The following is a 23,230-nucleotide window of genomic DNA, read 5'->3' as shown; positions in this document are numbered from 1 at the left end:
TGGTGTGGCTGATCAGTTACGCGGGTTCCAGGCGCCGGCGTTGATGCCGTCGACCAGGCGGTTGATCGCTTCGCGCATGGCCAGGTCCAGCACCTTGCCATTGAGGGTGGAGTCATAGCTAGCGGTGCCGCCGAAGCCGATCACTTCACGGTTGGACAGCGCGTACTCACCGGCGCCCTGGGTGGAATACACCACTTCGGAGGTGTTGATGTTGACGATATTCAACGCGACTTTGGCGTAGGCCACTTGGGTCTTGCCACGGCCGAGGATGCCGAACAACTGGCGGTCGCCGGTTTCTTTGCGGCCGAACTCGGTCACATCGCCAGTCACCACATAGTCAGCGCCCTTGAGCTTCTGCACGGTGCCTTTGATTTTGGCTTCCTGGGAGATCTCGCCCATGTTGTCGCGGTCCAGCACGCTGAAGCGGTTGGTCTGCTGCAAGTGGGTGATAAGGATGGTCTTGGCCTGGCCGCCGAGACGGTCAACGCCATCGGAGAAGATGCCGCGCATGTAGCTGGAGCGGTTATCGAACTTGCCCACGGCAATCGGCACACGCACGCCGGAATAGGCCACGTGGGCGCTGGCGACTTGCTCCACCGGCATCGCGCGGTTGCTCTCGGTGGCACAACCGGCCACGGTCAACAGCGCCGCGGCGGTGAGGCCCGACAGCAGGATTTTGGACAGTGTCTTCACAGGGTGCTCCTTGGGTGAGGAAAACAGCGTTGCCGGGTTTTCCAAGGAGAAAGGCAGCCTGAAAACGCACTGGCCTGAATTCTTCCCTGAAAGACGGTGATGCAACGGCTGCGGCATTTTACGGGGTTGAGAGCCGTTCTCAAGTTGTTTCGGCCATAGGTGGGGGGCTTACCCTACTGCCGACCGCAATACTCAAAGCAACAAAGATCAAATGTGGGAGCTGGCTTGCCTGCGAAAGCGCCAGTACAGCAACAGATACACCGCCTTCACAAGCAAGCCCTATCGCCACGCCTACTGTAGGAGCGAGCTTGCTCGCGAAAAACTTCAACGATAACGCGTGCTTCCTGAATAAACGCGGCGCCTGTGAGTTTTTCGCGAGCAAGCTCGCTCCTACAAAAAAATCCTTAACTCACTGGCATTAGCCCAAGCCCGCCCACCAACAGCCGCCAGCCTTCGCACAGCCCTACTTGAGCTCCTTCACCAGGTACTGCGCAGAAATCTGCGTAATCCCGGTCAACGCCCGGCGCAAAGCTTCAGGGTCCGTGCGGTAGGTTAACGGTGTATAGCCATAAACGTTCTGACCATTAAACGGCGTGACCGCCTCAAAGGTGCGCCAGATCATCTCATCGCCGCGATCCATCTGCGCTAACACGTTAAGGGTCGGATAAATCACACTGCTGAAACCCTGGGTCAGGCGAAAGCCCCACTCGGACACGGTCAGCTGAATCTGCGCATCAGCCGGCTCATCGTCGCCGACCACCTTGAGCGTCGACGTCTTACCCAACTCATCGACAAAGCCCTGCTTGAGCAACACGCCTACATCGAGTTTTTCCGCCTCCATCACCGTCAGAATAGCCACCGGCGTCGGCATCTCGGCCAACTGCCCAAGCTTCATGCCGCCGGCAAACCCGGCACCGCTCAACGCCGCAGTACCCAGCTTGGACGCCCCGCTGGCCATGCCAACACCGGCGCCAACCCCGGCACCCAGGGCCGCGCCCCAGGCCTGTTCGCGGCCGAAGTACACCATGTTCTTTTCCCACTTCACGGGCAGGACTTTGACGGTCTTGATCTGCGCGCGGTTTTCGGGAGTGAGGGGGTGGCTGACGCAGCCGCCGAGGATGAGGGTGGTGAGGAGAATGAGGAGGAGGTTTTTCACATCAGTCCTTTAATGTTTGCAGTGAATACGAGAAGTCGGCAGAGCCTGGGCCCTGCCGACACACTGGCTCAACTCATTCGCTTTCTTTGGCAATGGTGCCCAAGGACGCATCCTTGACCAGATAACGGCCTTCGACTTCGCTCAGCGCTTTGAGGCTGTTACGCGCCACGGCGAAGCCCATTTCGACTTCCTGCTTGAGGTAAACCACCTCACCCGCTTTGACATCAATCGGCATGTCCGCCCAGTTTTCAGCCTTGGAGCTGATCACGTGTTTGCCCGGCGTCACGAAAAAATAGATGTACTGGTTACCACGGTTGTAACCCATCTCCGAGTCGGCTTCCTTGTCATCCAGGAACACGTTGAACCGCACCAACATCCCTACGTTGCTCGGGCGCACGACGTACACCAGGCCTTTATCGGCCACGGCAGCCTTGGGCAGCGAATAGTTCGCCACGTCAGCCTGCATCTTCTCCACCGACGGCGTCGAGGAACAGCCAAACAGCGTGGCAAGGGACAGAACGACAGCGGCTTTGCAGAACAACTTGATCATGTATTTCTTCCTTGTGGGTAACGGTGGAGCGGTTTTGAGAGTGCCGATGATGGCGAGATCTCATTTTTTTGATGCGTTGGTCATCGCCGTTGTGTCGGCAATGGATGGCGTGACATGAGCAATGTGTGCCATCAGTGTGACGCCTTGCGCGGTTTTAGCTGAGGCGCTTATAGTCCGGTCGTCGCTCAAAAGGTGACCGGGTTTGGCGACCCGAAGAACGAGCCCTCAATAATCCAGAGAGCTTAATGATGAATCGATACATTCCCCTAACCGGCCACGACTGCACCATCCCAGCCCTGATCATCGACACCCAGGCACCTCTCGACGTCCTTCACGACGCCGCCGTGCACCGCATTCGGGCCGTCACCCAACTGCTGGAAAACCTGGCCTTCCGCGAACAACTCAGCAGCGATGCCGTAGTACTTTCAGACTTCGCCCATTTGCTGGCCATTCCGCTGCGCGATGGGTGTGACTTGCTGGATGTCATCAGTCGCAGGCTCAATGCCGATCCGTGCTGAGTGAAAATCGGGCGGCCTTTGTGTCGCCCGCTTTGGCCTCGTGCGGGGAGGGTAAAGGCTAAATAAACCTGCCCTTTCGCACTGCTCCGCCTCGATGACCAAGCGTTTACAAAGAACCTTCACAATTCTTTTTGTTAAATTCAAATCGGCCAATTTCTTTTACATTTTTGCTACCAAAAACATAAACGTAAGTACCGCCCAGCGAAAAAATGGATTGTTTTTCAAAATTTTTGGGATCACAAAAAATATTTACAACTGCTGATTTGGTAGCTTCCAAGTTAAAACTAGAAACATCAGAATCATAATTCAATAAAGAATAATAAACCGTTATAGTATGACTATTAGTCGCCTCCATACGAACAAGCTCTGTATTTTCGTCAACCTTCCAATTACGCGCGTGCGTCCTCGCGGTGACGATTATCAAGTCACTAAGGAAAGTTGGCTTGCTAGGCTCAGGCGTTTCTTCTGTTGCTTGTTTTATCAAGACCGCCGCTATACCAACAAACAACAGTGCAAAACCCCAGCGCCAAAATCCTTTTTTTGATTCCTCTGTCATTATGTCTAGCTTCCTTCTACCATTAGTTGAATGTTCTACTACCCTACCGAATCAAATAAATATGCACCACTTTCTCAGCCTTTTTTAATTTTTAGTTCTGTCAATCCATAGTTCTAAGCTCCAACAAAAGGGAATAAAGGGGACAAATTTATTTAATGCGCCTTTAAACTCTAATTTTAAATAAACCCGCCCCCTTTCTCACTCGCTTTAAAAAATAATACTTGGAAATACTTTGCGATACATAGACTGTATCGCCGGCAAGCGTGTTAGTTCTCCCAACATTTCAGCAGCCGAAAGCGGCATATCATAGGGTACCGTGCCACGAAGCAATGCCACTCCATATAAAGCATATTCCTCATTTTTAGAGTGCCTCCAATTTGGAACATAGCCGATCACTTTGTAGATTTTAAAAGCAGGCTCATCAAATTCAATTAAATCATATAAGAAGCTTGGAGTTTCCTCCAACCCTAAAAGCTCCAAGCACCACGATTGAAATTCTGACCTGCTAATAGCCTCGCAAAACAGACAGGCAATTACAAACCCTAAAAGCTCATCACTGTAACGATCAGTTTTTTCTATAATCACTTTCCGTCCTCGGAGCTCCCATCTATGAAAAAAGAAGCGATTACTTAATACGCTTTTGTAACTCGAATTTAAACAAACCCGCCCATTTTTCCTACTTATTTATTGTTAAGATAACCGTTCAAATAATTTTTCTAAAAACTCTAAAAATGAGGAAGCAACAAATGATAATTCTGAATCACTATCTGGTGTAGCTTCATGATGCCACATCACCACGCCTGGATCGTCAGGAAACCGACTTTCACGATAGTCAAAACAGAGCGCGTCTCCATTCCCTAACACTGAGAAGATAATTAAATCTTGAACAAAGCCTTCTGGCGGATAACGGTACTTCATCTCCATTGTCTCAAATGTTCCTTCGATTTCACCGAAAGGCAAAAACATGCCAGCGCTGCTCATAACATCTTCGCCGAGTAGGCGATTATAAAACTTGAAAACAGGCTTATTTAAAATAAACGCGCCATTGAACCCTATTGAAATTTCTTTATATTTTTTTGGAAAAACTATCCCCGCCATTTTTTCAAAAGCGTCGATATCAGTAAAATCACCTTGGCCAAAATAAGAGTTAAAACTTACGCCTGCGATCATTTTATTCCCCTTTACTCATCGATTCCCACCCGACGTGACGCTCACCACTGAAAAACCTCGGAAACCAGTTGCAACTTACAGAGCAAGGGGGATAGATATTATCTAATAGGTCTTGTACTGCCATAACAGTTCTAAATACATTTCCCCCACTCTTTTATTTTCGACAAATAAAGAACTTATCTTCACTGAGATACCCAATACCGCCCAAGCACCAAAATTCAAAATATGAACGAAAGTCAAAATCCAGATTTATTAAAGGCTGCCCCATATACCAAGCCAAATAATAATCAGCGGCAACTCCGTAAAGGGCCTCAAACAGTGCATACTCTTGCTCTGTTTTTAGCAACCTGCAATCCCTGACCTGATCCCCCACCAGTTCAAGTATCCAATTGCTGGGAATGTCTAATTTATCATAATCGTTAAATTGATCTTTGCTTACATACAACAATTTTGCACGTTGGCATATCCCGTACAACTCGTCGTCTCCAAGAGACTTACAGAAACTTGCCTGAGCTTGCAACCAGAGTTTTGCCTTTTGCATCAATTCAAAGTCGCTAGATTCAATCGTCGGGCATAGATATAACTTATCTTCAAGCGTACCAGCTTGGATCACCTCATTCACGCGCGATACCAAATTGTCAGCTTGAGGAAAATAGCTTAACGCTTCAGTAATTTCAGCTAGAGAAGAATGCACTTTGAACAGCGCTAAAAAGTGCGACTTATCGAAGTAAGTTCTTCCCTCACAAAAAGCGCACCAGTCATTTAAAAGGGTAGGCATTAATTTCTTCCTCTTGGTAAATCCGGCAAAAGAGAAGGATCGATTTTCCATCGATCACGCAATGCCGTTACGCCCTTATTAAATTCGTTTAGGGACTTACTGTTATCAATAACAGCTTTTAGCTCATTGTGGAAAGCACCTTAAGCATTCCCACCGTGACCACCTGGTACCCCATCAATAGGGTTGACCCATGTCAATTCGGATGTTTTTGTTCTGAAACGCTGAATTTCACTCATCGGCACCCCCCATTGTTTGAATTCAGGAGCGCGACAAACCATACACCATTCATGCAAACCCCCTGGCTGACGAATTCTCGCCTCAATTGCCTCTCGGGTAGCCCTATTTTCCCAAAGCACGTCTAGCTCTGCTGGCGACAGGTCGTCAAACCAACGTGTGAAAGCGCCGTTACGAACGCTAGGCACTTTGCCGTCAGGCACAAGCTCTTGAAACGTCCGGTCAGTGTGGCTTTCGCTTACAGGCGATCCGGCAGAAGGCACCTCATGAATCGAACAGCTCCCCGCATTACAGGTATAACAAGGCCCAACGTTATGTACCCACGTGTTTAGCTTGCCAACATAGAACGTATGTCCAATATCCACCGTCAGGTTGTACGTTTTACCCTGCGACTGCAGCAGCTTTATTGATACAACGGAGATCGAAGCCTCTTGCGTCGCCCCATCCCCCAACGACTGCAGTTGATCACCCGGCTTGAGCTCTATAAGTGGCACAAAGCCTTTGCGCTTAGGCACGTAGAACGGATGACCCGGCGTCACTTGCAGAGTCTCAGTGATACCTTCACCGGCACTGCCGTTCTTCACAAGCGTCAACTGATAGATAGGTTGATCCGTGCGAATGTGGGTTGCTGAGACCTTCGACGCGAACGGCTCACCGCCTTCTTCAGGTTTGGTCCAGACGACGTCGCCCACCCTGAGCGCGTCAATGGCTCGTTCACCATCAGGGGTGGCGACCATAGTCCCGGCTGCAAAACAGCATGGGCTATAGCCTGCTAATTTGGCCTGTGCTTGGTTGGCAAACTGTTCAGTCCCCTTACCCGCCGCCGCATCCAAGCCTTTACCAGCTGCTGACTCAAGACCCTTTCCGGCAACAGTCTCTGCAGCCTTGCCAGCGATAGCCTCCGTACCTTTAACCGCTAATGCGTCGCGCGCTGCCAACTCTTTGATTGCGCTTAACAATGCTCCCTTGCCTACTCCACCTATGGGCATAAGCTCAGCAAGCAGCTTGAGATCAATATCTGAATTAATGCCACCACTTGCCAAAACACGTAGCCGGTCTATTTGCTCTGCTTGGGAGGCGGCGTCAGAACTGAGCGCGGCGATCTCAGGGAGTTTCGTGATAGCCGTACGCTCTCCGTATTGCTCGGACCACGCATCAGGCACAACACCCATGCCACCAGGTTCGTTGTTGTAAGTTGTGTTACTTGAAGGATTGAACAGCAGCGCATCCTTGTACTGCTTTTCTGTGGACTTGAACGCAACGACCTGATCCCCGTTGGCAACAATGGGGCTGCCATCTCCCCAGGTCAGCAGGACTTTCTCGTTTTGCAGCTTGGTGATAACTCCCCGCGCAACAGTCAGGTCGTCACCTAATGCTTGCCCTTCAGGGTTAGAAGGACCGTAACCGGCCAGAATCCCTTGAAGCTCATTGTTGGTTTTCTGATCGACCTCGCCTCCGGCAACAAACGTTAGGAGCGCATCCCACTCAAAACCAGATCGGCTTTGACCTTTGGTGGCATCTAAACTCTTGGCCTCTTGGGCCAGTCGTTTCTCTTCTTGAACGTGCAACTTGCGGTTGTATGACTGTGCATTCCCGGCGATTTCCGAGCCCATGGCGACATCGCCATCAACGCTCGCGGCAGCGAGCAATCCCACCAGCTTCGAAGCCGCATTGACCAGACGATCGTGTTCCGCTGGATCATTGCCACTGAGCAAAGGCGACTTATCCAACGCCACAATAAGGGCTTCGTTAGCACCCGCAGCCATCGCTCCCGTTTTAAAGTCGCCGCCCATTGCTTCTGAAAGCAAACCACCTACAACAGCATGCAGTGCAGTTTTGCTCAGGCCGCTGTCTTGAAGTTTGAAGGCATTACCAAAATCACCAACGCCGGTGAACGCGGTCGCCTGCATTACATCGAAAAGGCTGCCCTTCATTGCATCCTTGAAGCTGCCTTGTCCAAGAGCTTCAGAGAGCGTCCCGCGTACGGCACCGCCAGCCAATTGAATCGTTCCAAAACGGCCAATCGCTGCGGGGTCATTCCAATGGGGTACGACGCTTGGTCCGCTTACCTTGTTAGTTACAGGGTCGCTCTGCGCGCCAAACCAATTGCCACTGGCGTAATTCACAAAGCCCGCAGAAGCGCCCGCGATCAGTGACTGCTTCAAGCTGTCGCTGCTGAAGGTTTCCTTGAATGCGGCCCCCAAGTTGCCTTTATTGTTTATGGTGCTGACGACGCCGGTACTGGCAAGCGAGGTCAACGAGGCAGTCGCGATGACGTTGCCCAACCCTGCTGCAGTTCCTGCGACTGCTGCGGTGGTCGACGTCGCAGCGGTAGCGGCTGTCGCGGCAGCCATAGTGGAGCCGGCCCCTACAGCGCTACCTGCCGAAGCAGCTAGCGCACTGGCCGCTCCCGCCGTCAACACGGTGACAACGATGATAATTGCCAGCATTGCGCCTTGGCCGAGGCTGGAGTGGCTGTATTTAAAGGAGTCGTGCAACTCCTTCACATGCCGCCAATCCACATCCCCACGCTTCTCGGCTTCTTTCAACCAAGCCAACTGTGGGTCTGCTTTGACCATCACATCAATCGTTTGACTAACCGTGTTCTGATCGATCTGTTTAATGTCGATCTTCAGCCCGTTAACCGCCTTGATCGCCAACTCACCCTGTGCCTTCAACTCACTTTGGCGCAACGTCTCGTCGGTATTCCCCTTGCCCTTCGCGCTGGTCCACGCCAGGTCACTCTTGCTCTTCTCGTGGCTCTCCTGGTGCAGGTCCTTGACCGCCTCGAAGGTCACTGCGCCGCCACTGGTGATGGCCAGGTCCTTACCACTCTCAAGCTTGGCCCGCTGATACAACTGATCACCGCCACTGACCAGTGACAGATCACCACCAGTCTTGATCTCAGTCCCCACATTCGTGACGTGGGTCACCTCATCACGTTTGGTCTTCTTCGCGCCCCAGCCACCCTTCTCCTTCATGTCGTAAAGGCTGTAAGTGCTGTTCTGCGCCGCCAGCAGGTTCAACTTATCCCCGCTATACAGATAAGCCTCATTCCCCGCGCTGATCCTGCTCGCCACGATCGTGGTGTCACGCCCCGCCTGGCTGACAAAATCCCCACCCGCCGTCAGCACGCTCGCCACTTGAGTGGTCTGGTCGTCCGAGGTCTTGATGCGTTTTTTGCCGTCCTTTTCCTTGCCCTCGACGTTGTGCATGTCGCTGACGGAGGCGACGTTGAGGTCGCGGCCGGCGGCGATGTTGAGGTCTTTGCCGGCGGTGGCGGTGCTGCCGATGATGTTGACGTCTTGCCCGGCCTGCATGTTGAGGTTGCCGCCCGCCGTGACGCTGGCGGCGAGGTTTTTGACGTCGGTGGTGATGCTGGATTTCTCGCCGCCGTCGCGGGTCTCGTGTTTGACGCTGGTGTCGCTGGCGGCGATGAGGTTGAGGTCGCGGCCGGCGGTGAGGTTGGCGTCGTTGCCGGCGGTGAGGGCACCACGGTTGGTGAGGTCGCGCCCGGCGTCGATGGCGAGGTTTTCGCGGGCGACGATGGTGCCGGCGCTGGTGTCGGTGAGGGTGCGCATGCCGGCGCCGTCACGCACCTGGATGGTGGTGGTTTCGTTGGTGATGTCGCCTTTGAGGGTCGTAAGGCTGACTTGTTTGCCGCGGATTTCGCCGGCCATGGCGTTGCGGATGCTGTCCTGGGCCAGCAGGTTGAGGTTGTTGCCGGCCTCGACCAGGCCGCCGGTGTAAATACTGCCGCTGCTGATGGCGGAGAGGTTGTTGCTGGCGCGCAGGGTGCCGACGTTGATCAGGTCGCCGCCGGTGACCAGGTTGAGGTCGCGGCCCTGGATGAGGCTGTTGCCGCGCACGTTGCGCGAGTCGGCCTGGGCCAGGTACAGCACCGGCACGAGCACGGTCTGGCCGTCGATGACGCGGTTTTCCATCCACACGATGTCGTGGGTCAGGGCGCCGACTTGCTGGTCGGTGAGGGCCACGCCCAGGCTCAGGCGCAGGGCGTCTTTGCTGGCGAGGCCGTTGTCCATCAGGTAGCGGAACTGGTCGGCGTCGCTGTACAGGCCGCCGGCGAGGAAGCGCTGGCCGGTTTGCGCGAGGACGGCGTCGCGGATCAGGCGGGTTTCGTACTGGCCGTCACCGAGGCGGCGCCAGGCGTTGTCGGCGGTGAAACCGAGTTTGCCGAGCATGTAGTCGGAGCTGAAGAAGCCCGACACCGAGGTGAACTCGGGGTTGGTCTCGATCAGGTAGTGGCTGGTGGGGTCGGCGTTTTTGACGAACAGGCCGTACTCGCCCTTGGGCAGTTGGAAGGTCGGCGAGGTGGTGGGATCGACCGGGGCGAAGGCGGTGCCGGTGTAGTCCACGGGCACGAAGCCGCCACCAGGGGCCACGCCTACCACGGGCAATACGCTGCCAGGCGCCTGGGCGCTCGGGTCGTTGGCGTGTTTGCTCAGGTTGATGTTGATGCCGCCGACGGGGATGCCGGTCTGATCGTCGCCGAGGGTGCCGGTCAACTGGGCCAGGGTGTTGTTGTGCAGCGTGCCGTTTTGCAGGGTGCGGGCGACGTTGAGGTTGACCGTGCCGCCCGCTTGCAGGGTGGCGTCGTAGCCGGGGCCGCTGTTGTTGGTCCAGGTGGTGACGTCACTTGCATAGGCGAACGGCAGGCTATTGGGTGAGCGGCTTTTGAGTTCTTCGAAGCGCGCCTTGTCGAAATTCCCGGCCGCCGTGGCCGCATTGAACGCGGGCACGTCGACATATTGCATGCGTTCAAACAAATCGTCGGAAACGTGACCTGGCGTGCCGATGACAAGCTTGCGCTGGCCCGTGCGCGTGGCGGCGCCCTGGTTGAGCAGGTCACCGGCAGTGATGCTCAGGTCGCCATTGGCGGCCATCAGGCTGTAGCGGTTCTGCACGTTGTCGCCTTGCAGCAGCATGTTTTTGCCCGCCACCAGGCGCGCCGCTACCGAGTCCTTGGTCGCCGCCTCAAGGTACGTTTCGTAGATGGTGATCTCGCCGCGTTCCCAGTTGTCGCTCTCGCCGCAGTGCTGGCCACAGATCCAGCTCAAGCTGCCGGTGGTCAGCGTTTGCCCGAGTTCGAATTCATCTTTGGCGTTTTCGATAAAGCCCGCATTGATGCCGATCGAGCCTTCGCTTTCCACGGTGCCGGAGCGGTTGCTGAACAGCACGGCACGCCCGCCATCGCGGGCGGCGAAACTCAGGTTGCCTTTGCTGTAGACATCGCCATAGCTGTTGCTGAAGCCATTGCTGCGCAGGGTCATGTCGCCGCCGCTGAACAGCAGCGTGTCGGCGGCGTTGGTGATGCCGTTGACCGCCGTGAGGTTCACTGCGCCCTGGGCACCGAGGGTGCCGCGGTTGTTGATTTGCGCGGCGGCGATGTCCAGTTGCTGGCGGGCAGTGAGGAACCCGAGGTTGTCCAGGGTGCCGCCCAGGGTCAGGCGCGTATTGGTGGCCGCCAGGCGGCCGCCGTTCTGGCTGAGGTTGTTGGCGGCAACGGTGAGTGTTTGCAGCGCCGAGACGCGGCCGCTGTTGGTGATATCGCCGGTGGTGATGCTGATGTCACCGTCGCTGAGCAGTTCGCCGCCGTTGTCCAGGCTGGCCACGTTGAGGATCAAGCCCTTGGCGCTGGCCATACGGTCGCCGGCCTTGAGGGCCAGCCCTTGGTCACTCTTGTAGGTAAGCACGTCGTTGAGTTGCACACGGCCCAGGCCGTCGACCTTACCGAATGCCCAGTCGGCGCTGCCCATGCCCTGGATATTGCCCTGGCTGCCTTCGAGGCTGGCGGTGTTGAGGCGGAACAGGCCGGTGCCGGCGTGTTGCAGCATGCCGCTCTGGTTGTTGAGGCTGGCGGCGTCAAGGCTGAAGGCCTGGCTGCCGAATTCGAGGGTGCCGTTCTGGTTGTTCAACGCGCCGCTGAGGTTGAGTTTGCTGCTGGCGCCGCCCAGGGCACGCAGTTGGCCGCTGGCGCTGTTATCGAGGTTGCCGCCGGTGAGGGTCAGGCCCTGGTTGGCTTCGATCAGGCCGCCCTGGTTGGTGAGCGTGTTGCGTGAGGTCAGGTTGATCTGATTGCCGCTGATCTGGCCGCCCGCGCTGTTGTCGAGGGTGGCGCCGCTGACGGTCACTTGTTCTTTGCCGAACAGCTTGCCGCCACGGTTGGCCAGGGCCTCTACGGTCAGTTGCAGGTTGCCGACCAGGCTGGCCATCAGGCCGCCGCTGGCGTTGTCGACGCTGTTGGCGGTGACGCTCAGGCTGTCGCCCTGCACGGTGCCGCCCTGGTTATCCAGGCGGGTGGTGTTCAGTTCGGTGAGCGCGCCGCCGCTAAGAATCAGGCCCTTGCGGTTGCTCACATCCTGGCCGCTGTAGCTCAGGCCTTCGACGCCGGCCAGCAGTTGGCCGTTGTCGTTGTTCAGGTGTTGGGCGGCGATGTCCAGGCGCTTGCCGCGCAGGGTGCCGCCGTCGTTGTTGAGGGTGGTGAGCTGCTTGACCAGCACGCTGCGTTCGCCCGCGTCGATCTGGCCGCCGACGTTGGTGAGCAGGTCGCTGACCTTGAGCACCACGTCGCCGCCGTCGCTGACCAGCGCGCCTTTGTTGCTGTTGGTGAAGGTCTGCGCGGTGACGTCGACGGTCTGGCCCAGCAGGATGCCGGCGTTGTTGTCGAAGCGCTCGCCTTGCAGTTGCAGCAGGCCCTCGCTCTGGATGCGGCCCTGGGCGTTGAGCAACTGGCCCGGGCCTTTGAGCAGCAGGCTTACGCCCTGGGCACCACCGGCCAGCAGGCCGGCGTTGCGGTTGTCGAGGCCCGAGGCGCGCACGTCGAGGTGGTCACCCAACACGCGCCCGGCGCGGTTGTCGATGTCGCCGCCGGCCACGTCGAGCAGCAGTTGCTTGCCGACGATCGTGCCGCTCTGGTTATCCAGGTTCGCGGCGTGCAGTTCGATATCGCCCTGCCCGGCCTGCAAGCGGCCCTGGGCGTTGTTGAGTTGTTGTGCGGCGGTGAGGGTGAGCTTGCCGGTGTCGGCGCTCAGTACGCCGGCTGCGTTGCTGCTGAGGGTGCCGGCCGTAACGTTCAGATCGGTGCTGGCCTGGGCGAAACCCTGGTTGTTGTTGAAGGTGTTGGAAACGGCGAGGTTGAGCGCGCCGCCGTCAGCCTGGATCAGGCCCTTGAGGCTGTTGTCGAGGTTGCTGGCAGTGACGGTCGCGGTCTTGGCCACCAGCACGCCGTTCTGGTTGTTCAGGCTGCCGGCGTTGACGGTCAGGTCGTTGGCGATGACTTGCCCGCCGCTGTTGATCAGGTCGGCACTGGTGAGCACCAGGCTGCCACCGGCCATTTCGATACGGCCCTGGCGGTTGTCCAGAGAGGCGCTGTTGAGCGTGGCGGCCTGGCCTTCGCCGAAGCGGATCAGGCCGCCGAGGTTGACGATGGCCGGCGAGTTGATCGCCAGGCTCTGCTCGCCATACAGGCGCGCAGTGGCGCCCTGGTTGGTGAGTTTGGCGCTGCTGACCTCGACGCTCTTGGCCTGAATAATCGCGCCCTGGTTGGTCAGCGCTTGTGCGGCGGTAATCGCCAGGGCGCGGCTGGCCAACAGGTTGCCGCTGGTGGTGACGGTTTGCGCGTTCACCACCAGATCGCCGGTGGTGTTGCGGCTGTTATCGGCGGCGACGCCGGCTTCGATGATGCCGGGGTTGTTCACGCTGGCCGCATTGATCTCGATGCGCTGGCCGGCGGCGATGCTCTTGCGGTTGACCAGGGCCTGGGCGCTGGTGACCTGCACATTGCCGTTGGCGTAGACCTTGTCGGTGAGGTCGACGTTTTGCGCGGTGACTTTGACGTTACCGGTGGCCACCGTTTGCGCCATGCTCAGGCGCCCGTTGGCGTCGAGCTGAATATCGCCGCCACTGGCGGCCAGGGTGCCGTCGAGCTTCACGCCCACACCGGCCTCGGTGCCCACCAGTTTGATCGCGCCGGCATACATGCCGCCCAGGGCTGAGGAGTCGATTGCCAACTCGGGCTTGGCGCTGCCGTCATCGGCACGGGCGGTGGTTTTCAGGCTTTGCGCATCGACGTCGTTGCGCCCGGCGATCACGTTGAGTTCGCGGGCGTTGATTTGTGCGTTGATCTTGGCCGAGCGGGTGATGATGTCGAAACGTTCGACGTTGCTGGCGTTCAAGCCTTCGCCGTCGATGGTCACGGCGCCGCCATCCACTTCATAGCGCTGCAATTGGCCGCTGGCGTCGAGCACCGGTTTGCCGGTGGTGAGGGTAACGTTGGGGGTGTTGATAAAGCCGCAACCGCTGCACGTCACGCCGTACGGGTTGGCGACAATGACCTTGGCCGACTGCCCCGCCACTTCGGTGTAGCCGCGCAACTGGCTGGGGCTGCCGCCGTTGACTTCGTTGAGGATGACGTTCGCCGCGCCGCCCTTGAGGTTGGGGTTACCGACAATGATCCCGCCCAGTTGGGTGTTGACCATGGCGCTGTTGCCGTTGTTGAGGATCACGCCGTTGGGGCCGACGTTGTAGTCCTTGAACTGGTTATGGGACAGGCCCGCGCCATTGGGGGTGGCGATGTTGACCACCGGCACGCCATTGCCCGCCGCGCCCACAGTGGTGCCCGGCGCACTGACCACGATGCCCTCAGCCTGGGCCAGCAGCGGCTGCCAGAACAATGCGTTGGCGAGGATCAACGCCAGCCCGCGCTTGGGCAGGCCGAAGAACGCATCCCGGCGCTTCAGGGCGGCAGAAGGTTGGCGGGCCAGGAAGGCGAATTGGCGAACATCCATTGTCAGGCTCTCATGCAGCGGGGCGTTGAATTACAGGAAAAAATCCATGCGGAAATAGATCGGCGCTTCGCGCTCGGTCACCACACCGGGTCTTTCTAACGAATGGGCAAAGGTCACGCTGGTGCTGACGTGTTTGCCACGGGCGAACAGCTCCAGGGAGTTGCTGGACACCCGGCCATGAACGTTGTCGTTGTAGCGGTCGTTGCGGATCACGCCCTGGTCGTAGCCGACACTGGCGCCGTACTCGGCGAAGGCTGGGCGCATCCAGTCGAGGGTCACCGGGCGCGCCCAGCGCACTTCGTTGCGCCAGTAGCCGCCGCTGTCGCCGGTCAGCAATTGGTCCTTGAAGCCACGCACCGAGGCCGAGCCGCCAAGGCTCATGCGCTGCGGCGAAAACAGTGGGTCTTCGCTGCGTTGCCCGGTGGCCAAACTGCTGAAGCTGAACGACTCGCCCCACAGGCTGAAAGGCTGCAGGTAGCTGACGGTGGCGGTGTATTTGCGGTAGCGCGCATTCGGCTGGCGACGGCCTGCTGGGTCACGCTCGTCTTGGGCCTGGGCGTCGAGCAGGCCGATGCCGCTTTGCATGCCCAGGTCCAGGTTGACGAAGGCACTGCCGATGCGCCGACCGTGGTTGACGCCCAATTGCAGTTCGCTGAGGCGGTTGCTGCTGGGCGCGGTGCGCACGTCGAGGATGTAGTTGTTGGTACGCAGGTGCGCCAAGCCGACGTTGACCGAGGTCTTGCTGACGTCATCGCGGTGGATCACCCGCTCGGCGCGCAGTTGGTGGTTCTGGTTGTCGCCGTCCTGCTTGTATTTGAAGCCGTCGGTCACGCCGTAGGTGCGGTAGTCACTTTCGCTGTAGGTATAGCTGAAGTTCCACCAGCCCCAGGGCACGTTGTAGTAGAGCATGGTGTTTTTCGAGGTTTTCTGGTGGTCGCTGATGGCGTCGTGGCCGCCGCGCAGCATCAGTTGGTCACCCAGGCCCAGCGGGCTGTCCCACTCCAGGCCAGCGCCCCATTGCTGCTCACCGGTGCTTTTCTGCCCGTCGTTATTGCGCGACAGGCTGGCGCGCCAGGGCTTTTGCGCAGTGTTCTTGACCACCACATCGCTGCCGCCGATTTGCTTGCCGGGGGTGAGTTCCATCTGCGCTTGTTTGGACGGCAGGCGGTTGAGCTGGTCTACCAGTTGCTCGATTTCACGCAGGTTCAGCGCTTCGCCGACTTTGCCGGGAAAGGCCATGGCCAGTTCGCGGTCGGTCACTGTGCTGCCATCGGCGCTGCGCAGGGCTTCGAGCTTGCCCTCCACCACCAGCACTTGCAGATGGCCGGTGGAGAGGTCTTGCTGTGGCAGGTAGGCACGGCTGGTAACGCGGCCTTTGCCCAAGTAGTAGTCGGTGATGACCTTGAGCAGCTCGTTGAGCTGGGACACGCCCAGGCATTGGCCGATATAGGGCTTTAGCAGGCGCTCGCGGTCGGGCGCCGGCAGGCTGTCGGCGCCTTTGAGTTCGATGGTTTTGATCGGGAAGCAACGGGTGTCGGCCGGGGTTGCCGGGGCTTGGGACTTGTCCGCTTTGCCGGGCAGGTCCTGGAGTTCCTGGAGGCGCCGCTGTTGCTCTTCAAGCAAGCGGTTCTGCCGGTCGCGGATCAAATCCTGATCGCCAGGCGTGGGGGCGGCGGATGCACTGTTCAGGCCCACGCAGGTGAGCAGGAAGGTGCAGAGCAATAACCGGGTCCATGGCAATAACGAAGACATGTTCGATCCATCGAAAATCAAGGGCCGCGAAACTAACATCGAACTTCCAGCTCGCCTAGAAACGGGCGAAGTGGGGCCGTTCGACTGATTAGTTTTCTAACCTGTTGATTATTAATAATAATTTTTCACCAAAAGAGTTTAAGTCGGGCACTTGCGGTGATTATTCCGACAAGCGGCAACTGTTTTGATGGCGATTCGACGAATGACTTTCTGACTGCCATTACTTAGCCATCAGGTGTTCGTCGAGTTAGGTTAGTACCGGAGAAGGGGGAAAAGTTCGCGGGGGTTTTGTGAATTGGATCCCATTTATCGGAATTCCAACAAGAGGAGGGAACCACTGCAAGCGATGGGTGGAAATACTACCTGTGGGAGCGGGCTTGCCCGCGAAGGCGGTGTGTCAGTTAATAAAACTCTTACTGCACTACCGCTTTCGCAGGCAAGCCAGCTCCCACATTGGATCTTCATTGCTTTGAGCATTGCATTCGCTTAACGCTAGCCAATGCCCTTGTCTTTGTCGGGCACCAGGGTCAGGCCGGGGCGTTCGACGTCGCGGGAGACGTGGGATTTCACTTCTTCGACGCCGCCTTCTTCGTCGTTGTGGATCACCAGCACGCCAGGGCGGCGCAGTTGTTCGAGGTCGCCATCGCCCAGGTTGAAACTTTCACTCAGGTGCTGGTCGCTCAGTGCATTCGCCTCGGCGCGGCGCTGGGCGAATTTGCGCCCGCGATGCTGCTGATAGCGTGCCCAGCTGATCAGGATCACCGCATTGAACAGCGCGATCCACAGGTAAACCTGCAAGGTGTTGAGCGCAGCAAAGATAGGCGCCTCAATGCGTGGGCCGCCGTGGGTTTCAAGCATGGCGCTGATGCCTCGCGCCAGCAGCCAGATCAACCCACCCCAGGCCAGCAGGGTCAGCAGCACATCGACGATCCACATCAGTGTGTTTTGGCGAGTTCTGACCAGTTTCATAGTCACGCCTCCTCTTGTGCAGGTTTGATACCGCGGTCCGGGCTGACCCAGCGGGCGCGTTTCTGGTGTTGGTTGAACAACACCTTGGGAAAGCTGACCAGGGTGGTGAGCAGGCTCACCAGCCAGAACACCATCGGGTACCACACGGTCCAGAACAGGGTTTTCCAAAGGTCCTTTTCGTAGCGCCGGTCGATCAGGATGCTCACCGCAAACTGCAGCAGGCACACCATCGCCAGCACCAGGCCGGTGAACGCGGGCGGCACCAAAGAGCTCACGGTGATCGCCGCCGGCAGCGTGACGAATTTACCCAAGGCCCAGAAGATCACCGACAGCAGGAAGGTGAAGGCCCAACCGGTGGACAGGCAGTACTCGAACAGCAGCGGCCACAGGTAGCGGTGGCGCCATTGCCAGATGCCACGGATGTTCTTGAACAGCACTTCGGCGCCGCCCTGGGCCCAACGCAGGCGTTGTTTCCAGAGGCCGCCGACGGTTTCGGGCATGAGGATCCAGCACAGCGCGCGCGGCTCGTAGAAGATCGCCCAGTGATCGAGTTGCAGCTTCCAACTGACATCGATGTCCTCGGTGATCATGTCGGTGCTCCAGTAGTCGATGCGGTCCAGGGCCTTCTTGCGAAACGCCACCACCACACCGGAGACCGTGAAGATCCGACCGAATACCCGCTGGGTACGCTTGATCAAACCGATGATCGAGGAGAACTCGCCCACCTGCACCCGGCCGATCAGGGTGGAGCGGGTACGAATGCGTGGGTTGCCGGTGACGGCACCCAGGCGCGGGTTGTCGAGCATCGGCGCAACCATATAGGCGGCCGCGTTTTTGTCGAGCAAGGCATCGCCGTCGATGCACACCAGGTATTCGCTGCGGGCAGCCACGGCGCCCATGCGCAGGGCCACAGCCTTGCCCTGGTTCTGCGCCAGGTGCAGCACGCGCAAGCGCGGGTGTTGCAGCGCCAGGGCATCGAGTACTGCGGCGGTGTTGTCGCTGGAGCCGTCGTTGACCGCGATCACTTCGATGTTCGGGTACACCTGGCCGAGGGCCGCGCCAATGGTGTCAGCGACGTTATCGCCCTCGTTGTAGCAAGGGATGATGATCGAGATCAGCGGCTCGCCGGCCAGGGTCGGCGCCGGCGTGTCTTCTTTCCACGGCCAGTGGCGTTCCCAGTGCAGCCAGAAATACAGGCCACCGGCGATCCACAACGCCGACATGAACAACGGGTAGAAGAACACGAAGTCCATCAGGAACTGCCCGGTCACCAGGAAGATCAGGCCCAGGGGCAAGCCCAGTACCAGTGCCAGCACGAATATAGCCAGGATTCTGTCAACCATGATCAAGGGTTCCACTGGTTGGAAAGGGCCGGACGTATGGTCTTCAAGTCCGGGGAGTTTTCCAGGAAGTTGTCCGGGTAGTAGCCGAAACTGGTGACGCCCTGGCGTTTGAGTACACCCATCCACTCTGCCAATTGCTCAGCGCTGATATCCGGCGCGGCTTGGGTGCGCCAGTCTTTGGCTTGCAATTCGAAGATGGTTTTTTCCATCGCGCCGGGGCGCGTCTTGACCGTGGCGATGAGTTTTTCCAGCCAGGCGTTGGAGGTTTTCACTTCCTGGCCTTCCATCAACGGCATGGCCATCGGCGCTGTCCAGTCGTAGGCCTGGAGGAAGTCATCGAGGTTCTGCGCGAACCAGGTTTCGCTGCCAGGGTTGAGCATGGGCTCGGCGAAAATATTGCGCGCCGTCAGCACCTGCGGGCCACGGATGGCGCGGACCTTGGCGGTGAGCTCATGGGTAAAGTCGATCAGGTAGCGGCTTTTGAAGCGGGTCCAACGCTGCATCACGACCGGGTCGGCACGCAGGGCGGCGATGGTGTTCGGCAAGCCTTGGGCGGCGTAGGCCTTGAGCGCTGCGGGGCTGGCGTCTTCGAAGTCGTTGAACACCGCGTCATCGTGGTAAAGGATGCCGTCGATCGGCCCTACACGCGCCAGGTCTTGGTAGATCTCACCGATGATCTGCCGCACCTTGGGATCAAACGGCGACAGGCGCTTGTATTGATCCGGGTCGGGGCCGACCTGTCCCGTTTTCGGGTCCCAGCGGGTGACACGCGGCAGCTTGGGGTCCAGGGCAAAACTCAGCACCGGCATCCAGGCGTACACACTGGCATGGGCACGGGTGTGCAACTGCCAGGCGACCCGGTTGAACAGATCGGCCCGCATCGGCAGGTGACGGTTAGGGAAGTACAGCGAATGCACCAGGCCGTCGCCCTTGGGGTCGGCAAAGGCTTGCAGGAAGACGGTGCCGGCGCCCATGTCCACCACGCGCTGAACCAACACGTCGAGGTTGCGCGCCTGTTGGGCCGGGTCGGGGTCGTACACGTTGTCCAGGTCTACGTGCAGCACGCGCATCGGCGCCTTGGCCTGCACGGCCACCATGCTGTTGGCAAAATGCTCGCCGTCCGGGTCGGAGGCCACCAGAAAGCGTGGGCTGTTCATCAGGTTGCCGAGGTCGTCGAGCCCATCCTCCAGGGTCAACGCCATTTCATAGCCGTGCTCGCCGACCACCGCCAACGAGGTGCCATCGGCGGCCCCGTACGGCCACACCCACACACGCGGCGCCTTGCCGGTGACGGTTCGAATTTTGTTCGAAATCGCGGCGACGTCAGCCCGCATGCGCGCCTGGAACTGCGCTTCGCTTTCGTAGCCGTTGGTCTTGGGGTCAAAGCTTCGCGTGGTGGCGGCCGGTTCCAGGTTGCCCTGGGGGTTGGCCAGGATGCCCTTGTGGTTGGCATCGGTGTGGGCGGCAATTTCCACCAGGCCCGACTGGGACACTTCGCGAATCTGCTGCCACGTCAGGAATTCTCCCCGTGGTCGTGGCGTACCGGCAAAATCCACCGGTTGATTCAACGGCGTGTCGATCCAGGACCCCACCGGCGCCAGCAATGCAGGCCAGTGGTAGGCGCGCAGAATCGGCATCACGCGGGTGTAGAAGCTGGAATAACCGTCATCGAAGCTGAGCATCACCGCCTTGGGCGGCAATGCCGGGCCGCCGCGCCGGGCTGCCAGGATCTGGTCGACGCTGACCGCCTGGTAGCCGTTTTCGCGCAGCCAGGCCAGCTGCTCGATCAATCGCTCTGTGCGCACCGCCACCACGGCTTGATCGGGGTCGCGATCTTCCACGTCGTGATAGGCAATGCCCAAAAAGTGGTTCTTCGGCCACGGCGCTTCGTTGGGCGCTATCGGCCGTTCGGCGGGTGGGGTGTAGGGCGCGGGTTGTTGGGCGCAGGCGGCGGCCAGCATTACACCCAGGACCAACAAGCAACGGCTGAGGACGGTCATGGTCAGGCTCTTTTAGAAACGGTAAGTGAGGTCGACGAGCAGGCGCAGATCGCGTTCGCGATCACCGTCATAAGGTCGGCTGATCAGGCTGAGGTTGGCGCCCATTTCCAGTACGTCGTTCCAGCGATAGCGTTGGCCGTAGCCAATCAAGCCGATACCGCCGGTGGAATAGTCACGCTGACTGTAGGTACCCGCGCCGATTTGGAACTGCTGACTCCACTGGGTTTCGTAGCGGTGATAGAGCACGTGATTGACGTTGATCATGGGCAACACTGTGAAGTCCGACTTCGGGTTGAAGTACACGGTGTCTTCCTTGCTGTTGCGGCTGGCGCCCACTTCCAGGCCCAGGTCCACTTGCACATGGGGCGAGCTGTAGAGGCCTTCGCGGCCGGTGAGCAAGGCTTCGAAGCGGTCGTTGCCATCGCTGAAATGGGACGGGCTGAGGGTCAGCTTCCATTCGCGGCTTTCGTTGGCGCGCCAGCGGATAAAACCGCTGCCGCCGTTGGCTGTGACGCCGTCATTCAGGGCCCGCAACGGTGTGGTGCTGAGCAAATAGCCAAGGCTGCCGCCGTATTGCCAGTGGTCGTTGATGTCGCGGGCAATCGACACGCTGGCGCCTTGCTTGGAACCGTCGCCATAGGAGTGGTTGGACACTTCGGCTTCGATGGTCATGTCACGGGTACGACGCTCCACGCCCACGCGCTGCCAGCGATGTTGGCCAGTGCCTTCCTCGAAGTCGGCGGTGGCATAGCCGGCACCGGCGAACAGGCGCCAGTCTTCGTCGATGGGCGGCGTGTAGATCACGCTTTCAATGCCCCAGTCTCGGCTGCCGGAGACGGCACCGGCGTCGTTGTTATTACCGCCACCGTAGCTTTTGCCGGTGTAGGCCTCGACACGCAGCTCGGCCATGTCGTGCACATCGCGCAGGCGGCTCAGGCGCTGCACCTGACGGTTGTCCGGGTTGCGGGCGAGCACGTCGTCGGTGAGCGCGTCCATCTGCCGCCATTCTTGCAAGTCCATGGCGGTATAGGCTTGGGAGACTTCCAGGCCGATGTCGCGGGGGGCCTGGGTTTCGGTTTCCTTGAGCGTGCCTTCGGCGCGGCGCGGCCAGTCGCGGGCGCGGTACATGTCGGCCTGGGCCAGGCGCAGACCCACGTTGCCCGGTGCCTTGGCCACCAGCGCTTCCAGGCTGGCCTCGCTACCGGGCAGGTCACCGCCATAGGTACCGGCCTGGGCGGATAATTGTTGGGCGTCCATCCAGTTGTCATTGGGGTTACCAATGGGCAAGCCCTTGAGCTCAACGCGGGGGTTTTGCTCCTTGGCCAGGTTGTTGGCGACCTGGCGGGCCTCTTCGACCTTGTCGCTTTCCAACAAGGCGTAGAACAGCGCCGTGCTGTCATCGACCCGATAGCTGGCGTCGGTGTCGGGCGCGGTGAGTACCTGGCGATACAACGGCTCGGCCTTTTCCGGCTGGCGCTGTTCCAGGTAAGAGCCGGCGACCCAACGCAAGGCGTAGGTGGGCAGTTGCACGCCTTCGCCAGTGAGGGTCTGGTAATCGCGGATCACCTCGGCATGCCGTGCTCGCGCTTTGAGCGCGCCCAAGCGGTCGATACGCCAGCGGATGACGTCGTCCTTGGCTGTGGCGTCGGGAGCCCAGCGGCTGATCAGTTTGTCGTAGTCCTGCAGGGCACGGTCAGCGATGACGTAGCGTTCCTTTTCGCTGCGCGTGGCGAACTCGGCCATGCGCACCCGCTCGGCGGCAAGGTCGCCTTCGAGGCGGCGCTGGGTGACGGCGTCCACCAGCCCCGGGCGCTTGGCTGAGAGGCGCAGTGCCGGCTCCGGCAGCCGCGCCTTTTGCAGGGCGACGATGTATTCACGGGCCACTTCGGGCTTGTCACCGGCGCGGATAAAGGCTTGGTCAAATTCGAACAGCGCGTCGTAGTTCAAACCGGCACGTGTCAGCGCATAGCCCAGGGCCATGCGGCGGTTGGGGTCATTGGGTTGGGCCGCCACCAGCGTACGCAGACGTTGCACCGCTTCGTTGGCTTTACCGCCATCGGCCTGGGTGAGGGCCTGGCCCAGTTGCAGGTCGATGTTATTGGGTTCACGCAGCAACGCCTGGCGATAGACCGCTTCGGCCTGAGCCCACTGCTTTTGATTGCGATAAGTGCGCGCCACCGTGGCGAGTGCCTGGGTGGTGAGGTTGCGATGCTTGCCTTGCGCTTCGTACACCTTGAGCACTTCGGCGTCTTGCCCGGCCCAACCGGCGATCACCAGGTGGTCACTGACCTGACCTGGGGTCTGGCGCTCGGCGGAGAGTTGGCGCAGTTGGGTCAGCGCCGGCGTGAAGTGGCCGTTGCGGGCCTGGATGATCAGGGCGTCGTAGGCTGGGTCGGCAAACGCAAGGCCTGGAACCAGCAATTGGCTGCACAGGGCGGCCCCGATAAGCAGACGCAACCGGCCTGAGGCACTGTAGGGGTGGTTTCGCAGCATATCGTGAGCTTCCTTACACACGGAAAGCCCTAACGATAGATGGTCCTGAGCGAAACGCATCAGGGTGTCGGCGTCTCGGGACCCGACCTAGCTTTCCTGTAGGAACTATCTCTTAGCGAAGTAGGGGGAAGCACAATTTCGAACAATTGTTCAGAATTGTACGATTAATATTTTTTGCCCCTCACAAAAAACAAATGTGGGAGCCGGATTC

The 23,230-nt window shown here is 58.9% G+C and carries 14 protein-coding genes; 1 reads left to right on the top strand and 13 read right to left on the bottom strand.

The annotated features are described in order from the left end of the window. Positions 1-12 precede the first annotated feature (12 nt). The 3 genes from GIW04_RS03090 to GIW04_RS03080 all read right to left on the bottom strand — a co-directional run bounded on the left by GIW04_RS03090 (position 13) and on the right by GIW04_RS03080 (position 2,315). Complete coding sequence (locus GIW04_RS03090) at positions 13-693, bottom strand: CsgG/HfaB family protein (protein ID WP_005783620.1); 681 nt, start codon at positions 691-693, stop codon at positions 13-15. 463 nt (positions 694-1,156) lie between these two features. Further along, positions 1,157-1,849 carry a hypothetical protein gene (locus GIW04_RS03085; RefSeq protein WP_003187502.1) on the bottom strand — a complete coding sequence of 231 codons (693 nt, stop codon included), beginning with the start codon at positions 1,847-1,849 and terminating at the stop codon, positions 1,157-1,159. Between the two features lie 73 nt (positions 1,850-1,922). Further along, entirely contained in the window at positions 1,923-2,315 is a 393-nt protein-coding gene (locus GIW04_RS03080) for a DUF2846 domain-containing protein (RefSeq protein ID WP_183043769.1), read from the bottom strand. Positions 2,316-2,659: 344 nt separating this feature from the next. On the opposite strand from GIW04_RS03080, the gene GIW04_RS03075 reads away from it, so the two are divergent. Next, a complete protein-coding gene (locus GIW04_RS03075) occupies positions 2,660-2,917 on the top strand; it encodes a hypothetical protein (protein WP_120247982.1) in 258 nt (85 codons plus the stop codon). A gap of 106 nt (positions 2,918-3,023) precedes the next feature. Here the strand turns inward: GIW04_RS03075 and GIW04_RS03070 are convergent, their stop codons facing one another. From GIW04_RS03070 to pgaA, 10 genes are all read right to left on the bottom strand, one after another. Continuing rightward, the gene (locus GIW04_RS03070) at positions 3,024-3,473 is read right to left on the bottom strand and encodes a hypothetical protein (RefSeq protein ID WP_169913146.1); all 450 of its coding nucleotides are present in this window, start codon (positions 3,471-3,473) and stop codon (positions 3,024-3,026) included. A gap of 207 nt (positions 3,474-3,680) precedes the next feature. Then, the gene (locus GIW04_RS03065; RefSeq protein ID WP_120247782.1) at positions 3,681-4,058 is read right to left on the bottom strand and encodes a hypothetical protein; all 378 of its coding nucleotides are present in this window, start codon (positions 4,056-4,058) and stop codon (positions 3,681-3,683) included. Between the two features lie 105 nt (positions 4,059-4,163). Further along, positions 4,164-4,643, bottom strand: coding sequence for an SMI1/KNR4 family protein (locus GIW04_RS03060; RefSeq protein WP_120247781.1), 480 nt, complete (start codon positions 4,641-4,643; stop codon positions 4,164-4,166). A gap of 154 nt (positions 4,644-4,797) precedes the next feature. Then, the gene (locus GIW04_RS03055; RefSeq protein WP_120247780.1) at positions 4,798-5,421 is read right to left on the bottom strand and encodes a hypothetical protein; all 624 of its coding nucleotides are present in this window, start codon (positions 5,419-5,421) and stop codon (positions 4,798-4,800) included. A gap of 140 nt (positions 5,422-5,561) precedes the next feature. Next, positions 5,562-14,462, bottom strand: coding sequence for a two-partner secretion domain-containing protein (locus GIW04_RS03050; RefSeq protein WP_236269944.1), 8,901 nt, complete (start codon positions 14,460-14,462; stop codon positions 5,562-5,564). A 30-nt stretch (positions 14,463-14,492) separates the two neighbouring features. Next, the gene (locus GIW04_RS03045; protein WP_003187481.1) at positions 14,493-16,214 is read right to left on the bottom strand and encodes a ShlB/FhaC/HecB family hemolysin secretion/activation protein; all 1,722 of its coding nucleotides are present in this window, start codon (positions 16,212-16,214) and stop codon (positions 14,493-14,495) included. Positions 16,215-16,706: 492 nt separating this feature from the next. Next, positions 16,707-17,183, bottom strand: coding sequence for a poly-beta-1,6-N-acetyl-D-glucosamine biosynthesis protein PgaD (pgaD, locus tag GIW04_RS03040; RefSeq protein ID WP_003187480.1), 477 nt, complete (start codon positions 17,181-17,183; stop codon positions 16,707-16,709). A gap of 2 nt (positions 17,184-17,185) precedes the next feature. Beyond that, entirely contained in the window at positions 17,186-18,526 is a 1,341-nt protein-coding gene (gene pgaC, locus GIW04_RS03035) for a poly-beta-1,6-N-acetyl-D-glucosamine synthase (RefSeq protein ID WP_120247779.1), read from the bottom strand. Positions 18,527-18,528: 2 nt separating this feature from the next. Continuing rightward, positions 18,529-20,526 (bottom strand): poly-beta-1,6-N-acetyl-D-glucosamine N-deacetylase PgaB, encoded by a 1,998-nt coding sequence (gene pgaB, locus GIW04_RS03030; RefSeq protein ID WP_034134576.1) that lies wholly within the window; start codon positions 20,524-20,526, stop codon positions 18,529-18,531. A gap of 12 nt (positions 20,527-20,538) precedes the next feature. Further along, on the bottom strand, positions 20,539-23,019 hold the full coding sequence (gene pgaA / locus GIW04_RS03025) for a poly-beta-1,6 N-acetyl-D-glucosamine export porin PgaA (RefSeq protein WP_120247778.1): 2,481 nt from the start codon (positions 23,017-23,019) through the stop codon (positions 20,539-20,541). Between the last annotated feature and the right edge of the window lie 211 nt (positions 23,020-23,230).

This window comes from Pseudomonas sp. PA-4-8C, assembly GCF_021606625.1.
Lineage (GTDB): Bacteria > Pseudomonadota > Gammaproteobacteria > Pseudomonadales > Pseudomonadaceae > Aquipseudomonas > Aquipseudomonas lactis.
Note: the sequence above shows the minus strand (reverse complement) of the source record. Positions and strands in the feature narration are given on the sequence as shown.